This is a genomic window from Serratia marcescens subsp. marcescens ATCC 13880 (assembly GCF_017299535.1).
Classification (GTDB): domain Bacteria; phylum Pseudomonadota; class Gammaproteobacteria; order Enterobacterales; family Enterobacteriaceae; genus Serratia; species Serratia marcescens.
The window spans coordinates 2,559,827-2,584,863 of sequence record NZ_CP071238.1 but is presented as its reverse complement, the minus strand read 5'-3'; the positions used below and the strand labels follow the sequence as shown (position 1 = coordinate 2,584,863).

16 protein-coding genes are annotated in these 25,037 nt (G+C 61.9%); 11 read left to right on the top strand and 5 right to left on the bottom strand.

The features are described from left to right. On the top strand, positions 1-1,443 hold the full coding sequence (locus J0F90_RS12385; RefSeq protein ID WP_033640269.1) for an efflux transporter outer membrane subunit: 1,443 nt from the start codon (positions 1-3) through the stop codon (positions 1,441-1,443). A gap of 156 nt (positions 1,444-1,599) precedes the next feature. Next, positions 1,600-1,953 carry a DUF1493 family protein gene (locus J0F90_RS12380; RefSeq protein WP_033640270.1) on the top strand — a complete coding sequence of 118 codons (354 nt, stop codon included), beginning with the start codon at positions 1,600-1,602 and terminating at the stop codon, positions 1,951-1,953. Positions 1,954-1,959: 6 nt separating this feature from the next. On the opposite strand, the gene J0F90_RS12375 is transcribed toward J0F90_RS12380, so the two are convergent. After that, a complete protein-coding gene (locus J0F90_RS12375) occupies positions 1,960-2,529 on the bottom strand; it encodes a DJ-1/PfpI family protein (RefSeq protein WP_004937978.1) in 570 nt (189 codons plus the stop codon). 336 nt (positions 2,530-2,865) lie between these two features. Between J0F90_RS12375 and J0F90_RS12370 the strand changes: the two genes are divergently transcribed. Then, a complete protein-coding gene (locus J0F90_RS12370; protein WP_050072193.1) occupies positions 2,866-3,855 on the top strand; it encodes an ankyrin repeat domain-containing protein in 990 nt (329 codons plus the stop codon). A gap of 67 nt (positions 3,856-3,922) precedes the next feature. On the opposite strand, the gene J0F90_RS12365 is transcribed toward J0F90_RS12370, so the two are convergent. Beyond that, entirely contained in the window at positions 3,923-5,197 is a 1,275-nt protein-coding gene (locus J0F90_RS12365; protein ID WP_025302877.1) for a Glu/Leu/Phe/Val family dehydrogenase, read from the bottom strand. Between the two features lie 618 nt (positions 5,198-5,815). Here J0F90_RS12365 and J0F90_RS12360 point away from each other — a divergent pair. Beyond that, complete coding sequence (locus J0F90_RS12360) at positions 5,816-7,273, top strand: amino acid permease (protein ID WP_033640271.1); 1,458 nt, start codon at positions 5,816-5,818, stop codon at positions 7,271-7,273. 111 nt (positions 7,274-7,384) lie between these two features. Beyond that, positions 7,385-8,005 carry a helix-turn-helix transcriptional regulator gene (locus tag J0F90_RS12355; RefSeq protein ID WP_016927684.1) on the top strand — a complete coding sequence of 207 codons (621 nt, stop codon included), beginning with the start codon at positions 7,385-7,387 and terminating at the stop codon, positions 8,003-8,005. Between the two features lie 67 nt (positions 8,006-8,072). Here J0F90_RS12355 and J0F90_RS12350 read toward each other — a convergent pair whose 3' ends face one another. Continuing rightward, entirely contained in the window at positions 8,073-8,987 is a 915-nt protein-coding gene (locus J0F90_RS12350; protein ID WP_033641411.1) for a LysR substrate-binding domain-containing protein, read from the bottom strand. Positions 8,988-9,163: 176 nt separating this feature from the next. Between J0F90_RS12350 and J0F90_RS12345 the strand changes: the two genes are divergently transcribed. Continuing rightward, positions 9,164-9,940 (top strand): SDR family NAD(P)-dependent oxidoreductase, encoded by a 777-nt coding sequence (locus J0F90_RS12345; RefSeq protein WP_033640272.1) that lies wholly within the window; start codon positions 9,164-9,166, stop codon positions 9,938-9,940. A gap of 176 nt (positions 9,941-10,116) precedes the next feature. Here J0F90_RS12345 and J0F90_RS12340 read toward each other — a convergent pair whose 3' ends face one another. Continuing rightward, a complete protein-coding gene (locus J0F90_RS12340) occupies positions 10,117-12,306 on the bottom strand; it encodes a TonB-dependent siderophore receptor (RefSeq protein ID WP_033640273.1) in 2,190 nt (729 codons plus the stop codon). 201 nt (positions 12,307-12,507) lie between these two features. On the opposite strand from J0F90_RS12340, the gene fes reads away from it, so the two are divergent. From fes to entS, 4 genes are read left to right on the top strand one after another with little or no spacing between them, the layout of a single operon-like run. Further along, positions 12,508-13,815, top strand: a complete 1,308-nt coding sequence (fes, locus tag J0F90_RS12335; protein ID WP_227944602.1) for an enterochelin esterase — start codon at positions 12,508-12,510, stop codon at positions 13,813-13,815. A 30-nt stretch (positions 13,816-13,845) separates the two neighbouring features. Next, entirely contained in the window at positions 13,846-14,070 is a 225-nt protein-coding gene (locus J0F90_RS12330) for an MbtH family protein (protein ID WP_004937955.1), read from the top strand. Between the two features lie 51 nt (positions 14,071-14,121). Continuing rightward, positions 14,122-22,632 carry a non-ribosomal peptide synthetase gene (locus J0F90_RS12325; protein WP_033640275.1) on the top strand — a complete coding sequence of 2,837 codons (8,511 nt, stop codon included), beginning with the start codon at positions 14,122-14,124 and terminating at the stop codon, positions 22,630-22,632. A 58-nt stretch (positions 22,633-22,690) separates the two neighbouring features. Next, complete coding sequence (entS, locus tag J0F90_RS12320; protein WP_033640276.1) at positions 22,691-23,974, top strand: enterobactin transporter EntS; 1,284 nt, start codon at positions 22,691-22,693, stop codon at positions 23,972-23,974. 4 nt (positions 23,975-23,978) lie between these two features. Here the strand turns inward: entS and J0F90_RS12315 are convergent, their stop codons facing one another. After that, positions 23,979-24,338, bottom strand: coding sequence for a winged helix-turn-helix transcriptional regulator (locus J0F90_RS12315; protein ID WP_033640277.1), 360 nt, complete (start codon positions 24,336-24,338; stop codon positions 23,979-23,981). Positions 24,339-24,439: 101 nt separating this feature from the next. Between J0F90_RS12315 and J0F90_RS12310 the strand changes: the two genes are divergently transcribed. After that, the gene (locus tag J0F90_RS12310; protein ID WP_033640278.1) at positions 24,440-24,994 is read left to right on the top strand and encodes an NAD(P)H-dependent oxidoreductase; all 555 of its coding nucleotides are present in this window, start codon (positions 24,440-24,442) and stop codon (positions 24,992-24,994) included. The last annotated feature ends 43 nt before the right edge of the window (positions 24,995-25,037 follow it).

Below are 25,037 nucleotides of genomic sequence, written 5' to 3'. Positions count from 1 at the left end.
GTGTTGCAACGAGTCATGATGTTAACTTTGCCGCTGCTGTTGGCTGGCTGTATTTCGCTGGATCCTGATTATCAGCGGCCGACGGCGCCGATAGCGGCAACGCTGCCGCAGGGCGAGGCCGCCGGCAAGCAGGCGTTGAGCTACCCGGACATCGCCTGGCGCGACTATGTGCAGGACGCCAGGTTGCGCCAGGTGGTGGCGATGGGGCTGAGCAGCAGCCGCGATCTGCGCGAGGCGATCGCCAATATCGCGTCGGCGCGCGCGCTGTACGGTGAGCAGCGCGCGGCGCTGTTGCCGACGATCAACGCCACCGCCGACGGCAGTCGCGGGCGTTCGCTGACCGGTAACGGCAATGCCACCGCCATCAGCCAGAGTTACGAAGCGCAGGCCGGCGTCAGCGCCTTTGAGCTGGATCTGTTCGGCAAAAACGCCAGCCTGTCGCGGGCGGCGTTCGAAACTTACCTGGCTAACTCGGAGGCGGCGAAAAGCACCCGCCTGACGCTGATCGCCGATATCGTCACCGACTGGGTGGCGGTGGCGGCCGAGCGCAGCAATCTGGCGGTGGCGCAGCAGACGATGGAAAGCGCCAAACGGTCGCTGGAGGTGACGCGCAAGAACCAGCAGCACGGGATTTCATCGTTGGTTGACGTGGCGTCGGCGGAGACCGTTTATCAACAGGCGCGATCGGACGCCGCCAGCTATGCGACCAGCGCCGCGCAGGCGAAAAACGCGCTGGATTTGGCGGTGGGGCAAAGCGTGCCGGAAAACCTGCTGCCCGGCGGCATCGACGCGCTGGGCGGGATCATGCGCGACCTGCCGGCCGGGGTGTCTTCGCAGGTGCTGCTGACGCGGCCGGACGTGCTGCAGGCCGAGCATAATCTGAAATCCGCCAACGCCAATATCGGCTCGGCGCGGGCGGCGTTCTTCCCGTCGATCAGCCTGACCGCCAGCGGCGGGGTGGGCAGCGGTGAACTCTCGTCGCTGTTCAGCCACGGCGCGGGCGTGTGGTCGTTCGCACCGAGCATCAGCCTGCCGATTTTCAGCGGCGGCTATAACACGTCGCAACTGAACTACAGCAAAGCGCAGAGAGATCTGTATGTCGCCACCTATGAGAAAGCGGTGCAGACGGCATTTCAGGAAACCGCCGACGCGCTGGCGCGCAAAGCCACGCTGCAGGAACAGCTGGCGGCGCAAACCGGCTATGTGGCGGCGGCGCGGCAATATTATCGTCTGGCCGAACTGCGCTACCGCCAGGGCGTGGACAGCTATCTGACCGTGCTGGACGCGCAGCGCACGCTGTATACGGCGCAGCAGTCGCTGATCGCCGCGCAGCAGACCGCGTACGACAATCAGGCCACCCTGTATAAAGTGTTGGGCGGCGGGGTTGCCGCCGAGCGGCAGGGGGACGGCGTCATCGCCGACAAGACGACGCTCAGCCGCTAACCGTCGACCGCGCGCGCCAGAAGTGTGGCTGCGCGCGGTTTTTTATGGAAAGTGTAAAGAAACAGAAAACCCGGCCGGCATCCCGAACTCGCCGCGGCGGGCAGAGTCAGACAGATAATTGCACTCACTTTTTCTTCATATCGGCTCGAGGTCGTCATGGCAGAAGACATTCAGCAACAGGTCATCGCGCTTATCGCCGCCTTCAACGCATCAGGCCGGCTGCAGAAGGGCGTGGCCATCACCCCGGAAACCGAGATCAACACCGCGCTCAACCTGTCGTTCAGCGACTCCAACACGTTGATGCGCCGCTACTTCGATACCTTCGGCGTCGACAGCGGCAACTACAATCACGAGCTTTATTTCCAGCCGCCGAGCAATACCGGGCGCTGGTTTTCCCCCTCCGCCTGTAAAGAACACACCCGGCCGCTGTGCGTATCCATGCTGGTGCGCTCCGCGCGCGCCAAACGCTGGCTGTACGACATCCATTTCCTGATCGAGCAGCTCCGTTAGCGCGCGTTACTGCTCCAATACCTCGGCGAACTTAGCCAGCCATTGCGGATGCGCCGGCCAGGCCGGGGCGGTGACCAGATTGCCATCGACGTGCGCCTGATCGATGCCGATCTCCGCATAATGGCCGCCGCCCAGCCGCACCTCCGGCGCGCAGGCCGGGTAGGCGCTGCAGGTGCGGCCTTTCAACACCCCGGCCGCTGCCAGCAGCTGCGGGCCGTGGCAAACGGCGGCGATCGGTTTTTTCGCGGCGTCAAACGCCTGCACCAGCGCGATCACGTCGGGATTCAGGCGCAGGTATTCCGGCGCCCGACCGCCAGGGATCAAGAGCGCATCGTAGTGCTCTTCTTTGGCGGCGGCGAAGTCGGCGTTCAGGGTGAAACGGTGGCCGGGTTTCTCGCTGTAGGTCTGCGCGCCGTCAAAATCGTGGATCGCGGTCTGGATGTAGTCGCCGACGGCTTTGCCGGGGCACACGGCGTCCACCCAATGGCCGATCATCTGCAATGCCTGAAACGGCACCATGGTTTCGTAATCTTCGGCGTAGTCGCCGACCAGCATCAGGATCTTTTTCTTGCTCATGATCACAACTCCTGCAGAAAGGGGAATGCCTAAGGTATAGCCCAGCCCCCCCGGGAATGCGAACCGCAAAGTGCGGTGGAATACACGATAAAAAAGCGTAAAAATTGAGTTGACTTTCTTGGCGAGAATAAAGGCCATAATTATCCAGGCGTTCTCATCAGTAATGAATTTGATTTTCGTTTGTTTCCTATGATAGAAAAACGGCTCCCCACTAAAATGGAAAGGAAATCTGTTAGCACGCTTCATACGAATACATAAGAATTCTGTGATTATTACCATTGCGTAATAATGGAAAGCACTTGTTTAATTTTTTTATTATTTTGAAGGAACAAAAAAATGCCTATTTTAAATCGCTGTGCCACAGCCTGCGCACTGGCGCTGAGCCTGCTGGGGAGCTCGGTTGTCGCACACGCTGGCGAACAAGAGGAACTCACCCAAAAACTGGATGAGTCGGTAATGACGTATGCTTACTCTAAGAGCAGTAGCGATATGGACACCATTAATGAACTGATCAAAAATGGCGCTCACCCCACTATTCAAACGGTATGGTATGCCGCCTATTACAAACAGCCGGCGCTGCTCGACCGTTTTCTTGATATGTCGGTGAATGTGAATCAAGCCATCAGTGACAATGGAGAAACCGTATTGTTGTCAGCGTTGGGAAATACCGACAAGTCTGAATTATCCGATGATGACCTTCACATTTTACAGAGCTTGCTAAAAGCGGGTGCCAATACCAATGTCATTGCGCAAGGGGGGACTAATACACCGCTTATTGCCGCCGCCCAAAGCCAAGGAGCCGCGCCCGCGTTAGTGAAACTGTTGCTGCAATCTGGTGCGGATGCCAAGCAGGTTACCCCGCAAGGATTCTCACCGATCATGGGGGAAGGGGCGGCTAATCTGGAGGTCATCAAACTGCTGGTAGCCGCCGGTACAGATCCTTATGGCGTCAGCAAGGTAGGATCAACGCCTTTGCACTTTGTTTGCACGCGGGATTCTTCCCAGGACGGCCAGCCGGACCCGCAAGCGGCGCAGCGTATCGCCTTGTTGCATAAACCCGGAACCTCTATCGATGCTCAACCGCCCCAGCAACAGGCCTGGCCTGTTGGCACACCGCTGCTGGAAAGCCTGACCAGCAATAATCCTGACTGCGTCAAGGCGTTGTTGGCTGCGGGTGCCGATAAAGATGCGCTGGCTTTCCCGGCAGAGTATGTGGCAGCAGATCCAAGCGTAAAAGGTAAAACGGTTCGTCAGAATATACTCGGGGCGGCAGAAAAATATCCCGACCTGTATTCGCCGGAAATCGTGGCCTTGTTTCAAAAATAGGTGAAACGAAAAAGGGGGCTTTCGCCCCCTGATACAATGGCCCGCTCGCAGGCCAAATAAGCTGGCATCAACCTGGGTAGATGCCGCGCTCTTTACGTGCGGTCAGGATGCGCTCACAGGCCACGATATAAGCGGCGGTGCGCAGGCTGCACTCTTTCTCGGCGGCCTTGTTCCAGACGTGGACCATCGCGTCGGTCATGATCTTGTCCATACGCTCGTTGATCTCGGACTCGCTCCAGAAGTAGCTCGCCATGTCCTGCACCCACTCGAAGTAACTGACCGTTACGCCGCCGGCGTTACAGATAACGTCCGGAACCACGGTGATGTTACGGGAACGCAGAATGTCGTCCGCTTCCGGGAAGGTTGGGCCGTTAGCCCCTTCCAGCACCAGTTTGGCGCTGAGGATTTCGGCGCGCTGACGGGTGATCTGGCCTTCCAGCGCCGCAGGGATCAGGATGTCCATGTCGACCGACCAGAACGCTTCGCTCTCGATCTCGCTGGCGCCAGGGAAGCCGGCGATCTGCTTGTGCTTGGCCTGGTATTCGGTCAGCGCCACCAGGTCGATGCCGTCGGCGTTGAACAGGGTAGCGGAGTGGTCCTGGATGGTGACGACGCGCGCGCCGACGCCGACGAACAGACGGGCCGCTTCGCTGCCCACGTTACCGAAGCCTTGTACCGCCACTTTGGCGCCTTCGATCTGCACGCCCAGACGCTTGGCCACTTCGCTGCCGGTGACGAACACGCCGCGGCCGGTCGCTTTCTCACGGCCCAGGGAACCGCCGAGGTGGATGGGTTTGCCGGTGACCACGCCGGTGATGGTGGTGCCGTGGTTCATGGAGTAGGTGTCCATCATCCAGGCCATCACTTTGGCGTTGGTGCCGACGTCCGGCGCAGGAATGTCTTTCTGTGGCCCGATGATGAAGCCGATTTCACTGGTGTAGCGGCGGGTCAGTCGCTCCAGTTCACCTTCAGACAGTTTGAACGGGTCGACGCGGATGCCGCCCTTGGCGCCGCCGTACGGCAGGTTGACCGCGGCACACTTGATGGTCATCCAGGCGGACAGGGCCATCACTTCGTTCAGATCGACGTCAGGGTGGAAGCGGATGCCGCCTTTGCCCGGCCCGCGCGACAGGTTGTGCTGTACGCGGAAACCTTCGAAGTGACGGATGGTGCCATCGTCCATCTGCAGCGGGATATCGACAATCAAAGCGCGCTTAGGGTGACGCAGCGTATCAACCCAGCGTGACAGGTCGCCGAGGTAAGGGGCGACGCGATCGATTTGTTGCAGATATGTAGCCCAAGCGGTGGTGCTGCTGTCTGAAGCGTAGGATAGCTTTTCCATAACCAACCTTTATATATTAGAGGTATTTATTTCGTTTAACCGTGGATTAGCAAGCGCATAACACTTTGCGACGCTAAATTTACCACTAATTATGCCGGTTGTTAGCCCCCCTCTCATCGGGCCAGCGGACGGTTTTTCGCCGCCTGCAGAGCGGTAAATGAATAGTTAATTACTTTTTGTCGACGGTGAGCGATCACATGCATAATTTATGCATATAAAGCGCATAAAAACCCTTTTTATCTATTTTTCAGAAGCTTGAATGTGATCAAAAAGTTTCATTTTATTTAACTGCCATGTTGACAATGGCATTTCCCCTCGCCAGAGTTAAATTAATGTTAAAACGGCTCCGGCGTCGTTTTTTTGTTGCACAAGGGAAAGTATAACCATTTGATATTGTAGTGTTTACCCACCACGCTCAGGCTTTGTACGCCAACCGTGGGCGATACGACGGCTCACGAGAGCATTTTCTTGGTACCCATTATTATTACCTCCCTGTCACAACGGGGCGGGCAGCGTTTGGTCTCAATTTTTTGCCGGTTAGAGCGCCCGCGGGCGTTTCATTCCTGCTGCAACCGCGCATCGGTTGCTTAATCGCCTTAACGACGGACAGGTAACACCATGACAAAAAACCACTGCGATCGGCTGAGCCCAGGTTCAGCCGAGGGGCCTCACTGTGCCCAAACTTTGCAGCGCGGGCTGAGCGCGCGCCACATTCAACTGATTTCGATCGGCGGCGCCATCGGCACCGGGCTGTTTATGGGCGCCGGGAAAACCCTCGCGCTATCGGGCACCTCGATCGTACTGACTTACGCCATCGTCGGCTTTTTCATGTTCATGGTCATGAGGGCGATGGGGGAGCTGCTGCTCACGCGGCTCGATTACCGCTCGTTCGCCGATTTTGTCTCCGAATACCTGGGGCCGCGCGCCAGCTTTTTTCTCGGCTGGTCCTACTGGCTGAGCTGGGTCGTGACCTGCATTGCCGACGTGGTGGTGTGCGGCGGCTACGTGCAATATTGGCTGCCAGACGTCTCGCCCTGGTTGCCGGCGCTGCTGACGCTGGGGTTTCTGTGTCTGTTCAACATGCTGTCGGTCAAGATGTTCGGCGAGGCCGAATTCTGGTTCGCGATGATCAAGGTGGTGGCGATCGTCGCGTTGATCGCCACCGGCGCCTGGATGGTGTTCAGCGGCTGGACTTCGCCGGACGGCGTGACCGCTTCGCTGCATAACGTCACCGATCCCGCCATTTTCATGCCGCACGGCATCTTCGGCTTTTTCGCCGGTTTCCAGATCGCCATTTTCTCCTGCACCGGCATCGAGCTGCTGGGCACGATGTCGGCGGAGACCAAAAACCCCGAGAAGGTGCTGCCGAAGGCGATCAACGCGATCCCGGCGCGCATCATCGTCTTCTACGTGTGCTCGATGCTGACCATTATCGCCGTCACCTCATGGAGCCACATCTCGCCGGACAGCAGCCCGTTCGTGATGCTGTTCGATCGGGCGGGGCTGCCGGCCGCCGCCGCGGTGATCAACTTCGTGGTGCTGACTTCGGCGATGTCCTCGGCCAACAGCGGGGTGTATTCCAGCACCCGCATGCTGTACAGCCTGTCGATGGAAAAGCATGCCCACGGTCAGTTCCGCATTCTGTCTCGCACCACGGCCATTCCGATCCGCAGCCTGCTGTTTTCCTGCTTCTGCATGGTGGCCGGCACCTTGCTGCTGGTACTGGTGCCGAACGTCATGACGCTGTTCACCATCGTCTCTACCGTGGCGGCGATCCTGGTGGTTTACAGCTGGGGCATGATTTTGGTCGCCTATCTGGTGTATCGCCAGAAGCGGCCGGATCTGCACGCCGCTTCGCACTTCAAAATGCCGGGCGGGGTCGCGATGGCCTGGCTGACGCTGGCATTCTTCGCCTTTACGCTGGTGCTGATGGTGTTCGATAGCGATACGCTGATCGCGCTGTGCAGCATGCCGCTGTGGTTTACCACGCTCGGGCTGATCTGGCGCTATCGGGTCCGCGACAGCGTGGCGCGCGAGAGCTACGTGTTTTATCGGCGCGGCGCCGAGGCGGAATAACCGGCGAAGGATACGCCGCTTGCCGCCGCTCCACTCGGCAAGCGGCGGCAACTGCGGTATGCTAAGCAGCTGAACAGCCAACCAAACCGGGCCATACGGAGATACCCCAGCGTGCCGAACTCTTCTTCTCAACTCGAACTTTTGCGCTCGGTCGCTGACGGCATCGCGGCGCTGTTTTTCCCGAATGCGGAAGTGGTGATCCACGATCTGGCCACCAACAAGATTGCCTATCTGGCGAACAACCTGTCGAAGCGCAAACCGGGCGACGACGCCGGGCTGGAAGACTTCGAGCTCGATGGCGGCGCCGGCGTGACCGGCCCCTATGAGAAGCTGAACTGGGACGGCAAAAAGATGCGTTCGGTGAGCATTGCCGCACGCGACGAGCAGGGCAAGCCCAGTTATCTGCTGTGCATCAACCTGAGCACCGCGATGTTCGAGGACGCCCGCAACGCGCTGGACATGTTCCTGTCGGTCACGCGATTGCAACCACAGCCACAAGAGCTGTTCAAAGACGACTGGCAGGAGAAGATCAACACCTTCCTGCACGATTGGCTGCGGCGCGAAAACGCCGCGCTCGGCGCGCTAAGCCGCGAACAAAAACGGCGACTGGTCAGCGATCTCTACCATCAGGGCGCGTTCAAGGCCAAAAGCGCCGCGGACTACATCGCCAACGTGCTGTCGATGGGGCGCGCCACGGTGTACAAGCACTTGCGGGAATTGAAACAGGAGTAAAGGCGGCGGGAAAGGGCACGACGCCCCAGGGCGAATGCCGAGGTAGCGCAATAGCTGCGATGATCGTTTATGAACGGTCTGAGACGACGTCCTGAAGAAGCCAGTCGTGGAAAATTTTCACTTCATCACGCATGACATTTTGCTGCGGGGTGACCAGATAGTAGGACCATCTAAGTGGCCAGCGATGGTCGGGATGGAGATGAACCAACTGCCCGGTTTCGATAAGCTGCTTTACCAGAGCGTTTCGAACGATGGCCACGCCCCTGCCGCTCAGCGCCGACAGGATCACTGCTGAAGTAGAATTGATATGCAGCCCGCTTTCCAGCGTTTCGGGCGCACCGACCGCTCTCAGCACATCACCCCATGATGGAAAATCCGCACCAGGATGCGGCGTGTCATCGTGAATGAGTTTTTGCGTGGCGAGCCATTCACTGCAGGCCATTTTCTCGGGGGGAGCCAGGCGTGGGCTGCAGACCAGCACGGCTTCCTCATCCATTAGCCAGGTTTTACTCACGCCGGGCCAATCTCCCTGTCCACAGCGAATGCCGATATCCGCCTCGCCATACGACACGTCCATCAGCTTTTCCGTGACGTTAAGCCGCAGATCGATATTCTCATGCGTTTCCGCAAACCGGTTCAGGCGGTCCATCAGCCAGTTCATCATCAGTACCTGGGACGCCGTCACCACGACCACCGAGCGTGACCGGCGACCACGAAGCTTACTTAAACCGGTTTCCAGCTTATCGAGACCCTGAGTGATATCTTGTAGGGCCTCCTGCGCTTCGTCTACCAGCGTCAGCCGCTCCTTGCCGGAGCGGGTGCGGTGAAGAAGCGGGTGTCCGACCCAGTCTTCCAGCGAACGGACCAACTGACCTACGGCGGCGGGTGTGACGCCCAGCTCCTGTGCCGCGCCGGTAAAACTGCCATGCCTGGCGGTGGCTTCAAAAGCGTGCAGCCATTTAAGTCGGTTTAACGATCGCATTGTGATCATCCTGATTCATTCTTTTCCTCAGTATACGCCGGCGAGAAAGATTTTCTTTCCTGTGTCGCAATTTCTTCTCAGTCGTCAATCGGTTTTCAGGGTGGCAATCTGGTTTCACACGATGAGAAGCAAGGCTTCTTATTAATGACAACCAGATGAATGTAAAGAGGTTAGCGATGAATACATCTTTTGCTGGCAAAAAACTGTTAGTGGTCGGCGGTACAAGCGGTATGGGCTTCGAAACGGCGAAGCGGGTCCTGAAAAGCGGCGGCAGCGTGGTGCTTGTTGGCCATCGTCAGGACAAAGCCGAGCAGGCCCGTCAGGCGCTGACTGCAGACGGCCAGGTTTCCGTCATCGTTGCAGACCTGATGAAAGAAGAAGGTCTGCAGCATGTAGTGAACATCATTAACAGCGAACACAAAGATATCAGTCTGCTGGTCAATGCGGCTGGCGTGTTCTTCCCGAAACCGTTTACAGAACATGAAGCGTCAGACTATGACATGTACATGAGCATTAACCGCGCCACGTTTTTTATCACCCGCGACGTAGTGCGCAATATGGTCGAGGCCGATATCAAAGGCGCTATCGTCAATATTGGCTCTATGTGGGCACGACAGGCCATCGGTGCCACACCGTCTTCAGCCTACTCAATGGCCAAAGCCGGTCTGCACGCGCTGACCAAAAACTTGGCTATTGAACTGGGTGAAAAAGGGATCCGTGTGAATGCGGTTTCTCCAGCTGTCGTTCACACGCCGATTTATGAGGGCTTCATTCCGAAAGACGACGTGAAGGATGTGATGAACAGCTTTGACAGCTTTCATCCGATCGGACGCGTGGGTTCACCGGTCGACATCGCGGAAACCGTCGCTTTCCTGCTTTCTGACAAGACTGGCTGGGTGACCGGCGCTATCTGGGATATCGATGGCGGCGTGATGGCGGGGCGTAACGCCTGATGACCATGCCGCACGAGTTAACCCGCGTGCGGCATGGGGATTGGACAAAGGCGTGGGTTGCAAGGGGCCGCATCTTACGGCCCCTTGCTCATTTTCATTTATCGCCCGAAAACGTCATCAATATCTTCAGAAAAACGCTAACTGACAAACATTACGATGTTGGCCACCCCTTTTTGTTACCAGCGATAGTTGACCGAAGCGATGATGCTGCGGCCGCTGCCATAGAAGCAGGCGTACTCGCCGCTGCAGGATGAGACGTATTTCTTGTCCGTCAGGTTCTGCACGTTGAGCTGGAGCGCCGCGCCGCGCAGCGCCGACGAAGCCTGGCCGAGGTCATATTTCACCATGGCATCGTACAGCGTGTAGTGCGGCACGTCGTACTGGCCGATGGCGTCGGCCGGCGCATCGCCGATGTAACGCACGCCGCTGCCGACGGTCAGGCCGTTCAGCGCGCCGCTCAGGAAGCTGTAACTGCCCCAGGCGGATGCCGCGTGGCGCGGGATGCCCGCCGGGCTGTGGCCGATTTCGTCCGCCGAGTTGGAGTCTTTGGTCACGACGTCGGTGTAGGTATAGGCGGCGGTCAGCTTGATCTCCGGCGTTGGTTGGGCGTGCACTTCCGCCTCAATCCCTTTGGATTTCACCTCCCCGATCTGCTCGTAGGCGGAGGTGAGACGGTTGTAAGACGCCACATTGCGCTGGGTAATGTCGAACCAGGAGAGGGTCAGCAGGGTATTGCCGCCCGGGATCTGGTACTTCACGCCCACCTCGGTTTGTTTGCCGGTGGTCGGCTTGAGCGGATCGGCGCCCGGCGCGCTTGGGTACAGGTTAGGATCGAACGAGGTGCTGTAGCTGACATACGGCGAAATGCCGTTGTCGAAAGCGTAGAGCAGGCCCGCGCGGCCGGTGAACTGGGCATCGTTGTAGGTCTGTTCCTTTCCGCCGCTGGTGCGATCGCGGGTGTTGACCTGCGACCAGTCCTGACGGCCGGACAGCAACAGATTCCAGTTATTCCACTCCAGTTGGTCCTGCAGATACACCCCGATCTGATTCAGCGTCTTCAAGTCGCTGGAAGCCAGCGCCAGCGTGCTGCCATCGATGCTGGGGCGAACCGGGTTGGCCCAGTCGATCGGGTAATCGTTGCCGCGATCGCGATACATTTTATAATCGCTATGGCTGTAGCGGTAATCCAGCCCGCCCAGCACGGTGTGTTTCACTTCGCCGGTATCGAACAGGCCCTTCAGCTGGTTATCCACGCCAAACTCGTTGGTCATCTGCGTTTCATGCTGCGCCATGCGGGTGACGGTGTGGTCGTTGACCTTCGAGTTTACGTTATAAACCAGATACTTATAGTCTTCATCGCGGTGGGTGAAGCGCAGGTTCTGGGTAAACGACAGCGCATCGCTGAAGTTATGTTCGAAGCTGTAGCCGATCGACGCCTGCTCGCGCCGCGACTTGTTGAAGCTGGGTTCGCTGATGTTAAAGTCATAGGGCACATAGCCCGCGCTGGTCGGGAACAGCGTGCCGGCGCGCGGCAGGAAGTTGCGCGACCCGGCTTTCGGATCGTTCTGGTAGCTGGTCAGCAGCGTAAAGCTGGTGTCTTCGTTCGGCAGCCAGGTGAAGGCCGGGGCGATGGCCACCCGTTGCTGCTTGCTGTCTTTGACAAACTCGTGTTCGGTTCGGGCGATACCGTTCAGGCGGTAGAACAGGGTGTTGTCGTCGTTGAGCTTGCCGCCGAAATCGAACGCCGTTTCCGCCAGATGGCGGTTGCCGGTGCTGAATTTGACTTCGTGAATGCTCTGGGCGGTAGGGCGCTTGCTGGTCATCACCACCACGCCGCCGGGGCTGACCTGGCCGTACAGCACGCCGGCCGGGCCGTGCACCATCTCCACGCGCTCCAGCAGCCAGGGATCGATCTGCCCGGCGCCGCCGTTTTGGCTCGAAAGGCCAAAGTGCAGACCGTCGAGCAGCTTGGGCGCATAGCGGAAGCCGCGGCTGATCACTTCGTCATTACGGTTGGAGTTGCCGCGGTAGGTGGTGATCACCCCGCTGGTGTAGTTCAGCGCGTCGGCGACCGACGCCGGCTCCTGGTCATTCATCTGCTCGCGCGTGACCACCGAGATGGACTGCGGCGTCTTGCGCAGAGGGGCGGCGGTCTTGGTGCCGGCGGCGCTCTCTTTGGCGACGATCCCTTTGACCGGCGCGGTCACGCTGTTTTGCGCGTCGGCGGTCACCAAAATCGTTTCGTCCGCTGCCGCAGACGCGTGTGGCGCCAAGGGCAATAACGCCAGCGCCGATCCCAGCAACAGACGCTTGGCGGACATCGCCTCCGCATTTCCGTTTTCTATCCCTTTGTTTTTAATCTTCATTATCTCTCCTGCATACCTGCTTTTGTGTGTCATGCCACCCTGATAAACCCCGAAATGCCGACAAGCGGTCTTATCCCGTCGACGTGGAGACGTCGTGTTTGCACGACGGTAAAAATCCGACAAATAGTATTGAAAATGATAATGAGTATCAATACGATTGTCAGGTTTTGTAAAAATCACTCATGTTATGTAAGGGGCGCTATGGAGTTTTTGCCGGAAAAGAGGCCAGGAAACGACCTTGAGGGATTGGCGGCGCAATGGCTGCGTGAAGAGGCGGCAGGGCAATCCGCGTGGTGGCAGAAGGTTGCCGCTCACGGCACGCCCATCGTCGAAGCGCACGATGAACAGCACGTCAAAATGACCTGGTTATGGCGCGACCCCGCCGGCGATGAACGGCACTCGCCGATATGCCGCGTTTACGCCGATATCAACGGCATTACCGATCACCACAGCACGTCCCCCAGCAGCCTGACCAGGCTCCCCGGCACCGACGTTTGGTACGGCTCGGCCGTTATCGATCGCCGCTGGCGCGGCAGCTACAGCCTGATCCCCATTACCGAGCGAGACCTCCCCCCCGTCTTCAGCGACGACGAAACGTTACGCGACCGCCAGCAGCGTGCCTGGTGGGTATCGCTGTTCCCGTTGGCGATCGCCGATCCGCTGAATCGCCTCTCTCTGGGGCCGTCTCATCGCCCGCGGCCCGTATCCCTGGCGCAAGGGCCGGATGCCGACGATCAAAGCGCCTGGCAGGCCGCCGATCGGCCGCTGGATGAGGCGCGGCTACAGCTTTTTCAGTGGCACAGCGCACGGCTGGGTAACCAGCGGCGCGTTTGGCTGTATGCCAGCGGCGAGGCGGCGGTGAAAGCGAACCGCCCGCTGGTGCTGCTGCTCGATGGCCAAAACTGGATCGAAAGGCACGCGCTGTTGCCGGTGATCGAGAACGAAACCGCGAAAGGGCGGTTGCCGCCCGCGTGCTGGTTGCTGATCGATGCGATCGATGGCGAACACAGGGAAAACGAGCTGCCTTGCAACGCCGCGTTTTGGCAGGCGGTGATCGACGAACTGCTGCCGCAGGCGCAGCGGCGCGAACCGTTCAGCGAGGCAGGGGCGCGCACCGTCGTCGCCGGCCAGAGCTACGGCGGGCTGGCGGCGTTATATGCCGGTTTGCACTGGCCAGAGCGCTTCGGCCACGTGCTGAGCCAGTCCGGCTCCTTCTGGTGGCCTACGGTGCAATTCGTTACCCAATTCGAAAAACGCCACGAACTGGAGGAAGGCTGGCTGATACGCCAGGTACGGCAGCGCAGCGCGGCGACACCCAAGCTCACCGTGATCCAACAGGCCGGCGATCGGGAGGCGGACATCGAATTCGTCAATCGCCAGATGCATCAGGCGCTGACGGCGGCCGGGCACCGCGCCGAATACCGCGTGTTTTCCGGCGGGCACGATGCGCTTTGCTGGCGCGGCGGCCTGGTGGACGGCGTGCGCCGACTGCTTGCCGTGATGGAATAACCCACACATTTTGACAGACAGGTAATGAAAATGACTCAGGAACAACAAAACCCGTTCGATGACGAAAGCCTCCGATTCTCCGTGCTGGTCAACGCGCAGCAGCAGTATTCACTGTGGCCGCAGTTTGCCGATACGCCGCAGGGGTGGCGCGTGCTGATGGGGCCGGCGTCGCGCGGCGAATGCATCGACTACATCGAAACGCACTGGCAGGACATGCGGCCGGCGGCGCTGAAAGCGGCGGATGCGGCGCGTTAAGCGCCAGGCAACCACATCGATACATTCCGTTTGAGGGAAAGGACAGACACCATGTCAGAAACGCTTTCTTTACCGGATACTCAGGTCGAGTATCGGGATTATCCGCTGGTTGCGGCGCAACCGGGGATCTGGGTCGCCGACCAAATCGCGCTGCGCCGCAACAGCTTCGCCGTGGCGCACTACACCGAACTGCACGGCGCTATCGATCGTTCGGCGCTGGAGCGCGCGATCCGTCAGGGGCTGGCCGAAGCGGATACGGTTCAGGCGCGGTTCTTTGAGGCGCAGGACGGCCAGCCGGTGCAGCGTTTACCGCTGATAGCCGACCCGGCGCGCGTACAGGCGCCGGAGTGGTTCGATTTCAGCGCGCGGCCGGACGCCGAGCAGGCGGCGCTGGCGCTGATGAACGACGATCTGGCGCAGGATTTGCCTGCGGACGGCGAGCGGCCGCTCTATCGCCATGCGCTGATCCGCGTCAGCGCCGATCGCTGGTTCTGGTACCAGCGCTTTCATCATCTGACCCTGGACGGCTTCAGTTTCGAAGCCATCACCCGCCGGATCGCCGATATCTATCGCGCGCTGCGCCACGGGCTGTCTCCGGCGGCCTCGCCGTTTACCCCGTTCGGCAAGGTGGTGGAAGAGTTTCAGCAATGGCAAACGTCGCCGGCGCGCCGGCGGGCGGCCGAATTCTGGCAACAGCATCTGCGCGATTTGCCGTCGCCGCTGTCATTATCGACGGAGAGTCGGGAGGTTGAACCGGGCGCCCGGCCGCTCAAACAGGCGCTGGTGCTGCCGGAATCGCTGTTTGACGAAGCGCTGCGCGATACGGCGCTGCAGTCGCTGCAACCGGCCGATATCGTCACGGCGGCGTTGGCGATGTATCTGGCGCGCATGAGCGGCGAAACCCGTTTTTCACTCGGCTTTCCTTTCATGCGCCGTATGGGCTCCCAGGCGCTGGCGGCGGTCGGCCCGGTGGTTAACGTGCTGCCGCTGCTGCTGAACGTGACGCCGGAGATGTCGCTGGCGGACGTCTGCCAGGCGACCGTGGCGCAAATCAAACAGGCGCGCCGCCATCAACGCTATGAAGCGGAGCAGATCAAACGCGATCTCGGCCTGGTCGGCGGCCATCAGGAACTGTACGGCCCGGTGATCAACGTCAAGGTCTACCACAGCGCCTTGTCCTTCGACGGCCAGGCGGCCGTTACCCATACGCTGGCGATGGGGCCGGTCGATGACCTGGAGTTTGAGATCGGCTTTCGCAACGGCGTGCTGACGCTGTCGTTAGTCGCCAACCCGGCCAAATACTCGCCGCGCACCTTGCATCACCACGCGGAGCGCATCGGCCATTGGCTGCAGCAGTTGGCGCGGCAGCCGCACCAGCCGAACGGTCAACTGGCGTTGATCAGCGAAGGGGAGCTAAGGCAACTCGCGGCCTGGGGGCGCGGCGCCGATCTGACGCCGCCGGCGGGCATGGTGTCAATCATGGATGCGTTCCAGCGCCAGGTTGAGCGGCAGCCCGAGGCGTTGGCGGTGGCCTGCGGCGACGAGCGCCTCAGCTACCGTCAGCTCTCCGAACGGGTGATGCAGCTGGGGCGAGTGCTGATCGAAAGCGGCATCGGCGCGGAAGACGTGGTGGCCATCGGCATTCCGCGCTCGGTGAACACGCTGGTCGCGCTGTTCGGCGTGTTGGCCAGCGGCGCGGCCTATATGCCGCTCGATCTGGATTACCCGCGTGAACGCCTGACGCTGATGTGCGACGACGCGCGGCCGGCGATGCTGCTGACCCACCGCGCGACGCAGGTCAATATGCCGGATCTGCCGCAGGTATTGTGCCTGGACGACGCAGCGTGCCTGGCGCGCTGCGCGGCCGCCGAGGCCACGCCGATAACGGATGACGAACGGCGTGCGCCGCTGAACGAGGCGCATCTGGCCTATATGATTTACACCTCCGGTTCGACCGGCAAACCCAAGGGCGTGATGTCCACGCACCGCGGGCTGCTGAACCTGTTCCTGTCGCATCAGGCCTCTCTGTTTGGCCCGGCGATCGAAAAATTCCAGGCTCGCCACGCGCGCCGTTTGCGCGCCGGCCATACCGCTTCGTTTTCTTTCGACTCCTCTTGGGAACCGCTGTTCTGCATGATGATGGGCAGCGAACTGGTTATCTTCGATGAGGAGCTGCGCCGCGACCCCTGGGCGCTGCTGGAACAAACCCAGCAGACGCCGATCGATCTGCTGGACATCACGCCGTCGTTCTTCTCGCAACTGGTGGACTGCGGCCTGCTGAAAGGGCAGTTCCCGCTGCCGGCGTTCGTGATGATCGGCGGCGAGGCGGCGACGCCGACGCTGTGGAACCTGATGCAGCAACATCCGGAGGTGGAGATCCACAACTATTACGGCCCGTCCGAATACACCGTCGATACCCTCGGCGCGCCGGTCACGGCCGCCGAACAGCCGGTGATTGGCCGTCCTCTCGCCAATACCGAAGTCTGGCTGCTCGACGGCCGCCTGCAGCCGGTGCCGATCGGCGCGGCGGGCGAGCTGTACATTTCCGGCAAAGGCATCGCGCGCGGTTACCTGCGGCGCCCGGATCTGACGGCGGCGCGTTTTGTCGCCAATCCGTTTGTCGAGGGCGAGGTGATGTACCGCAGCGGCGATCTGATGCGCTGGAGCGCGGAGGGCCAGCTGGTGTTCATTGGCCGGACCGATCACCAAATCAAGGTGCGCGGCTTCCGCGTCGAGCTGGGTGAGGTGGAAAGCGCCTTGGCCGCCTTGCCGGACGTGGGGCGGGCGGTAGTGATCGCCGAGCCGATCGGCGCCACCTATCGCCTGATCGGTTATTGCTCGGTGCAGAATGACGCGCGGCGCGCCTCACCCACGCTGCAAAGCGAACTGCTGGGGCAACTGGCGCAGCGTCTGCCGGATTATATGGTGCCGGCGATCCTGGTGGTGATGCCGGAGCTGCCGCTTAACGTGAATGGCAAGATTGACCGCCAGGCGCTGCCCAAACCGCAGGAGACGCTGGCGCAAAGCATTCGCGAGCCGGCCACCGAGCAGGAAAGGCTGATTTGCGGCGCCATGGCGCAGCTGCTGGGGATGGATCGCGTCGGCGCCGACGACGATTTCTTCGCGCTCGGCGGCGACAGCATCTCGGCGATGGGGCTGGGTACCGCCCTGCGGCGCAAAGGGTATCTGCTGCGGCCGCGCGAGATCTTCGCGCTGCACACCCCCGCGCGCATGGCGCAGGCGATGCAGCCGCTGGCCGTTGGCTCTCAGGCCGCATGCAGCGTGCAGCAAGGCCCGATCGACGGGCTGCCGATCCTGCATTGGTTTGCCGAGACGGGCGATATGCATCGTCGCTTCGCGCACGGCGTTTTCCTGCGCGTGCCTGCCGAGCTGCAGCCGGAACAGCTGCGTTATGCCTTGGAGCAGTTGCGTGCGGCGCACCCGGCGCTGGGCGCGCGGATCCGCGACGGTCAGTTGGTGGTTGAAACCGCCGCCGCCGGTGAGCTGATGCAGGTTGATACCGTGTCCGGTGAGCTGGAATCAGCGGCGGAACAGGCGTTTGATGCCGCGCTTGACCATCTCGATCCGGCAGCCGGCGCCATGATGCAGGCGATCCTGTTGCAGCGCGACGGGCAGAGCCTGGGGCTGGTGCTGGCGATCCATCACCTGGTGGTCGACGGCGTTTCATGGCGCATCCTGCTCGACGAACTGCGGCAGGTGGCCGACAGCGCCATGCAGGGGCAGCCGATCACATTGCCGCCGGAAGAAACCTCGCTCTATGAGTGGTCTGCACGCCTACGAGCCGACGCTGAACGCCGGGAAACCGAGCTGCCGTTCTGGCGGCGGATGCTGGCGGACGGCGCACCGCGTTTGGGACGGCGAGCGTTGGATCCGCTGAACGATCGCACGGGCGACGTATCGGAAAAACGCACGCTGCTCGACAGCCGGCTGACCGCCGCGCTGCTCGGCGCATTGCCGCAGGGATACCGCGCCCAGGTTGAAGAGATCATGCTGTGCGCGCTGGCTCAGGCTTGCCGCCAGCGTTTCCAGGCCGCTTCGCTGCGTTTCTCTCTGGAGTCGCACGGCCGCGCCGAACTGGACGACGGCCTCGATCTGGCCCGCACCGTCGGCTGGCTGACGGCGGAGTATCCGCTGCGCATTGAACTGCATGACGCCGAGCACAATGAGGCCGTGCGCGCGGTGAAACGGGCGACGCGAGCGGTGACCGATCGCGGCGTCGGTTATGGCCAGCTGCGTTATCTGCACCCGCGGCGTGACGAACTGGCGGCGCTGGCGCAGCGCAATGCGCCGGAGATCTTGTTCAACTACCTCGGACGTTTCAGCCAGGATGAGGGGCACTGGACGCCGCAACGCAGCCAAACCCGCTTCCGCGACGCCTTCGCCGTGGCGCAGGATGCGCAGCAGGCGCTGTCGTATGGCCTGGAAGTGAATATCTTTGTCGAGGAACGGCGCGACGGCGCCTGCCTGGCGATCAACTGGAGCTGGCTGGAGGGGATTTTCAGCGAGAGCGACATTGCGCAGTTGCACAGCGGCATCGAACAAGCGGTGCGTTCGCTGTGCGAATTTGCCGAACGGCATCCCGATCGCGCGGCGGCGACGTTGGTGGCGGCCGAGATCGCCCAGCCGGGCGCCGACGATGAGGCGGTGCGCGCCTGGGAGCGGGAGTGCGGGCCGTTGGCCGCGGCGCTGCCGCTGTTGCCGTTGCAGCACGGCCTGCTGTTCCATGCGCAGACGGCGCAGCAGGGCGGCAGCTATAACTCGCTGACGCGCCTGAGCCTCTGCGGCGAACTGGACGAACATCAACTCCAGCAGGCGATGAATGCGGTGATCCGCCGCCATCCGCAGCTGGCCGCCCGATTCAACCTCGAGGGCGAACCGCTGCAGCTGATACCGCAGGAAAGCCATTGGCCGCTGGACAGCCACAGGCTGCCGCCGCTGTCCGAAGAGCAAGAAATGCAGGCGCTGAATGAGCTGGAACAGAAAGAGCTGCAGCGCGATCTGTTTAATCAGCCGGGCGCGATGCTGCATGCGCTGCGGATCAAACACGGCGATAGCGAACGCTACACGCTGTTCCTTAACGCGCACCACCTGATTGTCGACGGCTGGTCGACGCCGGTGGTGCTCAACGATCTGATGCTGGCATTGCGTGAAGGCGAGCAGGCATTGCCGCCGCTGCGTTCGAACTACGCCGATATCGTGCGCCGCCTGACCGCGCGGGATGCTGAAGCTTCGCGCCGCCTCTGGCGTGAGACGCTGCAGGATGTGCGCCCGACGTTGCTGTTCGGTGAAGTGCAGGACGATCGCGTGCAGGAGTTGGAAATGACGCTGCCGCCGGCCGAGGAAAGGCGCTTGCTGACCCTGTGCCGCGAGCGTGGGTTGACGCTCAATACCGTGATGCAGGGCATTTGGGCGCTGCAGTTGGCCAGCTGTTGCGGCCATCAGGACGTGGTGTTCGGCTCGCCGGTTTCCGGCCGCTTTGGCCAGATAGAAGGGGTCGAGGAACACGTTGGCCTGTTCAGCAACACGCTGCCGGTGCGGGTTCGTCTGCAGCATGACCGTTCGTTGACGGAACAGCTGACCGAACTGCAGCACCGGCAGATTGAACTGCTGGAGCACGACGATTTGGGGTTGGGGGAGATCCAGCATCTGGCCGGGGCGGGCACGCTGTTCGATACGCTGTTGGTGGTGGAAAACTATCCGGACAACGACGCTCTGCTGGGCGGCGAAGGGTCGCTGCGCTGCGACGCTATCCGTAACAAAGGCTATACCCACTATCCGCTGACGCTGCTGGTGCTGCCGGGCGAGCGCCTGCGTCTGCTGATGGAGTACCGCGATTCGGTGCCGCAGCCTGAACGCTTCGCCGCGCGGCTGATGGCGCTGCTGCAACAATGGATTGCGCAACCGGATCTGCCGTTGCCGCGCTGGCAATTGCAAACGCCGCAGGAGCAGGCGCTGATCGCGGCGGTCAACCGCACCGGGCAGGCGGTGGCGGACACCACTCTGCATCAGGCGATCGCCGATCAAGCGCGGCGCACGCCGGAACGCATCGCGCTGCAGGACGCCTGGCACAGCCTCAGCTACCGTGACATGCAGCGCCAGGCCGCGCTGTTGGCCGAACGGCTGACGGCGGCCGGCATTCAGCCGGGCGATATCGTCGCGGTGGCGTTGCCGCGTTCCGTGCGCCTCAGCCTGGCGCTGACGGCGATTGTGCAAACCGGCGCGGCCTGGCTGCCGTTGGATACCGGTTACCCGGACGAGCGGCTGGCCTACATGGTGGAGGACGCCAAACCGCGGCTGATTATCACCGAAAGCGCGTTGGATGCCCGCTTCGCCGTGCTGGCGCCGACGCTGCGGTTCGATGCGCTGGACGACAGCGGGCGCGAACCGGCGCCGCGCCCACCGGCGGGGAGCGGCGATCATCCCGCCTACGTGCTGTATACCTCCGGTTCGACCGGGCGGCCGAAAGGCGTGGTGGTGAACCACCGGGCGATCGTCAACCGCCTGTTCTGGATGCAGCACGAGTATGCGCTCGATGCGCAGGACGTGATCCTGCAGAAAACGCCGTGCAGCTTCGACGTTTCCGTCTGGGAGTTCTTCTGGCCGCTGATGGTCGGCGCGCGCCTGGTGATGGCGCCGCCGGAGGCGCACCGCGATCCGCAGGCGCTGACGACCTTGATCGACGACTATGGCGTGACCACGCTGCATTTCGTTCCGTCCATGTTGGCTATCTGGGTGGAGGCCTTGAACGAGCGGGCGCCACGGCGCGCCGCCGCCAGCCTGAAACGCGTGTTCTGCAGCGGCGAAGCGCTGTCGTGCGAACTGGCTTCCCGCTATCAGGCGTTGGTCGCCGCGCCGCTGCACAACCTGTATGGCCCGACGGAGGCGGCGGTTGATGTTACCTATCAACCGGCGTCCGGCGAGGCATTGGCGGCGGTGAACGGCGCCGGCGTGCCGATCGGCAAACCGGTCTGGAACACCCAACTGAGCATTCTCGACGCCATGCTGCGGCCGGTGCCCGTCGGCTGCGCCGGCGATCTCTACCTGCGCGGCATTCAGCTGGCCGACGGCTATCTGCATCGGCCGGAGTTGACGGCGCAGCGGTTTGTCGCCGATCCCGCCGGCAACGGCGCGCGCATGTATCGCACCGGCGATATCGCTCGCTGGCTGGAGGACGGCAGCGTCGAGTATTTGGGCCGCAGCGACGATCAGCTGAAGATCCGCGGCCAGCGCATCGAGCTGGGCGAAATCGAACAGGCGCTGCTGGCGCAGCCGGGGGTAGCGCAAGCGGCGGTGCACGCCATCGAATTAAGCGAGGGCGCGACGGGGCTGGGCGGCGCCGATATGCGCCAGTTGGTCGCCTGGCTGATCGCCCAACCGGGCGTGACGCTGGATACCGGCGCGCTGCATCAGGCGCTGGAGGCGCGTTTGCCGGCGCATATGATGCCGGTCAGCTATGTCATGACCGACAGCTTCCCGCTCAGCGCCAGCGGCAAGCTGGATCGCAAGGCGTTGCCGCGGCCGCAGTTGAACCCGCAGAGCGGCCGCGCGCCGCACAGCGACAGCGAACGCCTGCTGGCGGCGCTGTTCGGGGAACTGCTGGGGCGCGAGACGGTGTATGCCGACGACGACTTCTTCGCGTTGGGCGGCCACTCGCTGCTGGCGATGCGTTTGGCGGCGGAGCTGCGGCGGCGCGTCCCGCGGCCGTTGAGCGTCGGGCAAATCATGTTCGCCCGCAGCCTGGAGAAGATGGCGCACCTGCTCGATGACGCGCAGGCCGCCAACTCGGCCGAAAGCCGCGGCGTCGGCGAGTGCCTGCAGTTGCGGGCCGGCCAAGGCCCGGCGCTGTTCTGTCTGCACCCGGCTTCCGGTTTCGCCTGGCAGTACTCGGGGCTGAGCCGTTATCTGCCGGGGAGCTACCCGATCATCGGCCTGCAGTCGCCAAGGCCGGATGGCGCCATCGCCACCTGCGAGGACATTGAGCAGATGGTCGATCGTCATCTCGCCACTCTGCGCCGCCTGCAGCCGCAGGGGCCTTATTACCTGCTGGGCTATTCGCTCGGCGGCACGCTGGCGCACTCGATGGCCGCGCGTTTGCAGCAGCAGGGCGAAGAGGTGGCGTTCCTCGGCATGCTGGATACCTATCCGCCGGAAGGCCAGGACTGGACCGGCCCCAGCGAGGAGGAGGCGCAGAAGGAGGTGGCGCAGGAACAGGCCGAGTTTATGGCGGAAGATCATGGCGATCCGGCGCTGATGGCGGAGAAGGCGGCGATGTTCGACAGCATCGTCGCCAACTACCGCGACGCGGTGCGCCTTCTGTCTCAGGCGCGCAGCCGGCGTTTCCACGGCACGGCGACGCTGTTCGTCGCCGACCGGACGCTGCCGCCGGAGATGGATATCAACGCCGTGTGGGCACCGTATCTGGATGGGCTGATCTGTCATCACCAAAGCTGCGAGCACGCGGACATTCTGTCGCCGGCCTCGCTGGAGACGCTCGGGCCGCTGTTGCATTCGCTCCTGACGCGGCAATACGGGTTGGTATAACGCAACCGGGCCGGGGCGTGCGTCCCGGCCCGCACTAAAACATGATATGCAGGACACTATGGCCAGACCTTCTTTTTTTCTTGATTTCAGTTTGCTGAGAAGCAATGCGCATTTCCGCGCGATTTTCTGCGCCCGCATGCTGTCGGTGTTTTCCCTCGGCATGCTGGCGGTGGGGGTGCCGATTCAGATCCAGGCGATGACCGGCTCCACGTTGCAGGTGGGGGTCGCGGTGGCGCTGGACGGCGTGGGCATGTTTATCGGCCTGATGTTGGGCGGGGTACTCGCCGATCGCTACGATCGCCGTAAGCTGATCCTGTTTGCGCGCGGCACCTGCGGGCTGGGGTTTGTCGCCCTGAGTCTGAACGCCTTCGCCCCGGCGCCTTCGCTATGGGCGCTCTACCTGCTGGCGGCCTGGGACGGCTTCTTCGGCGCGCTGGGCATGACGGCGCTGATGGCGGTGATCCCGCTGCTGGTCGGGCGTGAAAACCTGGCGGCGGCGGGGGCCTTGAGCATGGTGACGGTGCGCATCGGCGCGATCCTGGCGCCGGCGCTGGGCGGGATTATCATCGTGTTCGGCGGCGTCGGTCTCGCCTTCGCCGTCGCGGCGGCAGGGACGCTGGGCACCCTTGTGCCGCTGGTGCGCTTGCCGACGCTGTTGCCGCAGCAGCAGGAGCCGGAACATCCGCTGCGCGCGCTCGCCAGCGGCTTCCAGTTTGTCTGGCGCAATAAGGTGGTGGGGTCGGTGGTGCTGCTGGGGATGCTGATGAGCATCGTCGGCGCCGTCAGGGTGCTGTTCCCGGCGCTGGCGCAGGATGCTTACCACGTCGGCGCGTCCTCTATCGGCCTGATGTACTCCGCGGTGCCGCTCGGCGCGATGCTGGGTGCGCTGACCAGCGGCTGGGTGGGGCGTTTCTCTCGCCCCGGCGTGCTGATCCTGATCGCCGCCATCGTCGCGTTCACCGCCATCGCTTCGCTGGGGCTGTTCAGCCACCTGGCGCCGGCGCTGCTGGCGCTGGTGTGCTACGGCTACGCCAACGCTATCGCCTCACTTCTGCAGTTCATGCTGATCCAGAGCAACACGCCGGATCATCTGCTGGGGCGGGTGAACAGCCTCGGCACCGCGCAGGACGTGACCGGCGATTCGATCGGCGCGCTGGGGCTCGGCGTACTGGGCAGGGTATTTACCCCGTTGATGAGCGTGCTGTCGTTTGGCGCATTCGCCGCTGTGCTCGGCGTGCTGGTGGCTTTCAGCGTGCGCACGCTGCGCCAGTGCCGGCCGGCGGACGCGCTGGTTGAGCACGATGAACCCGCGCCGGCAACCTCAGCGGCGGCGGACAACTAACCCCTCACGGCACCGGCGGCTCCGGCCGGTGCTGCTCCCCCCAGTTGCACATCATGTCGATCACCGGGATCAGCGAACGCCCGCGCTCGGACAGGCTGTACTCCACCTTGGGCGGGATCTGCGGATACTCCTTTCTCACCACTAGCCGATCTTTTTCCAGCTCTTTCAGCGTCGAACTGAGCGTTTTATACGAAATGGTGCCGACGCAGCGCTGCAGTTCGTTGAACCGCAATACCGGCTTATACAGCGCCAGCCAGTAGAGAATAATCATTTTATATTTGCCGTTGATCACTGACAGGGTGTAGCCATAGCCGGTGTCTTCGAGGCTGATGCCCGTTGGGCTGCAGTGGGATTCGGCGGTCATTTACACTTTCTCCAGGGTAAGTATGTGTCGTGAGTGTGCGTATTTTACATTCTGTCAGCATACCCTAAGATGCGTCGAAACACCTGACTGGAGAGATCAGTATGAAAACCTTGGTGGTAGTAACACATCCCGATATGGCGAACTCGGTGGTCAACAAACGTTGGCTGGAGGAACTGCGCCGTTATCCGGCGCTGTATACCGTGCACGAACTGCATCAGGCCTACCCGGACTGGCAGATCGACGTCGCCAAAGAACAGCAGTTGATTGAAGCGCATGACAACATCGTGCTGCAGTTCCCGATTTACTGGTTCAGCAGCCCGCCGCTGCTGAAAAAATGGCTGGACGACGTGCTCACCTACGGCTGGGCCTACGGTTCCCGCAGCGGCTATAAGATGCAGAACAAGAAACTGGCGCTGGCGGTCACGGCGGGCGTGCGCGCAGAAGATTACGCGCGCGACGGGCGTTATCGCTACTCGCTGGAGGAGATCTTCCGGCCGTTTGAAGTGACCGCCGATTACGTGCGGGCCGACTATGCTTCGTTCTTTGCCTTTTACGGCAAGGAAGCCGCTTCGGACGGGACGGTGGAGCCGCTGCAATCCCACGAATTGGATCGCAGCGCGCAAGGCTATCAGGCATTTCTCGCCGCCCTGAATTAACGACACGCCCCGGATGCGTCTGATAGTGCTGTTGCGAATGTCC

Excerpts from the sequence above, each read along its gene's own strand:
- J0F90_RS12310 (WP_033640278.1), top strand. The coding sequence starts at position 24,440 with ATGAAAACCTTGGTGGTAGTAACACATCCCGATATGGCGAACTCGGTG.
- J0F90_RS12330 (WP_004937955.1), top strand. The coding sequence starts at position 13,846 with ATGACTCAGGAACAACAAAACCCGTTCGATGACGAAAGCCTCCGATTC.
- entS (WP_033640276.1), top strand. The coding sequence starts at position 22,691 with ATGGCCAGACCTTCTTTTTTTCTTGATTTCAGTTTGCTGAGAAGCAAT.
- J0F90_RS12365 (WP_025302877.1), bottom strand. The coding sequence starts at position 5,197 with ATGGAAAAGCTATCCTACGCTTCAGACAGCAGCACCACCGCTTGGGCT.
- J0F90_RS12375 (WP_004937978.1), bottom strand. The coding sequence starts at position 2,529 with ATGAGCAAGAAAAAGATCCTGATGCTGGTCGGCGACTACGCCGAAGAT.
- J0F90_RS12380 (WP_033640270.1), top strand. The coding sequence starts at position 1,600 with ATGGCAGAAGACATTCAGCAACAGGTCATCGCGCTTATCGCCGCCTTC.
- J0F90_RS12325 (WP_033640275.1), top strand. The coding sequence starts at position 14,122 with ATGTCAGAAACGCTTTCTTTACCGGATACTCAGGTCGAGTATCGGGAT.
- J0F90_RS12370 (WP_050072193.1), top strand. The coding sequence starts at position 2,866 with ATGCCTATTTTAAATCGCTGTGCCACAGCCTGCGCACTGGCGCTGAGC.
- J0F90_RS12345 (WP_033640272.1), top strand. The coding sequence starts at position 9,164 with ATGAATACATCTTTTGCTGGCAAAAAACTGTTAGTGGTCGGCGGTACA.
- fes (WP_227944602.1), top strand. The coding sequence starts at position 12,508 with ATGGAGTTTTTGCCGGAAAAGAGGCCAGGAAACGACCTTGAGGGATTG.
- J0F90_RS12350 (WP_033641411.1), bottom strand. The coding sequence starts at position 8,987 with ATGCGATCGTTAAACCGACTTAAATGGCTGCACGCTTTTGAAGCCACC.
- J0F90_RS12340 (WP_033640273.1), bottom strand. The coding sequence starts at position 12,306 with ATGAAGATTAAAAACAAAGGGATAGAAAACGGAAATGCGGAGGCGATG.
- J0F90_RS12360 (WP_033640271.1), top strand. The coding sequence starts at position 5,816 with ATGACAAAAAACCACTGCGATCGGCTGAGCCCAGGTTCAGCCGAGGGG.
- J0F90_RS12315 (WP_033640277.1), bottom strand. The coding sequence starts at position 24,338 with ATGACCGCCGAATCCCACTGCAGCCCAACGGGCATCAGCCTCGAAGAC.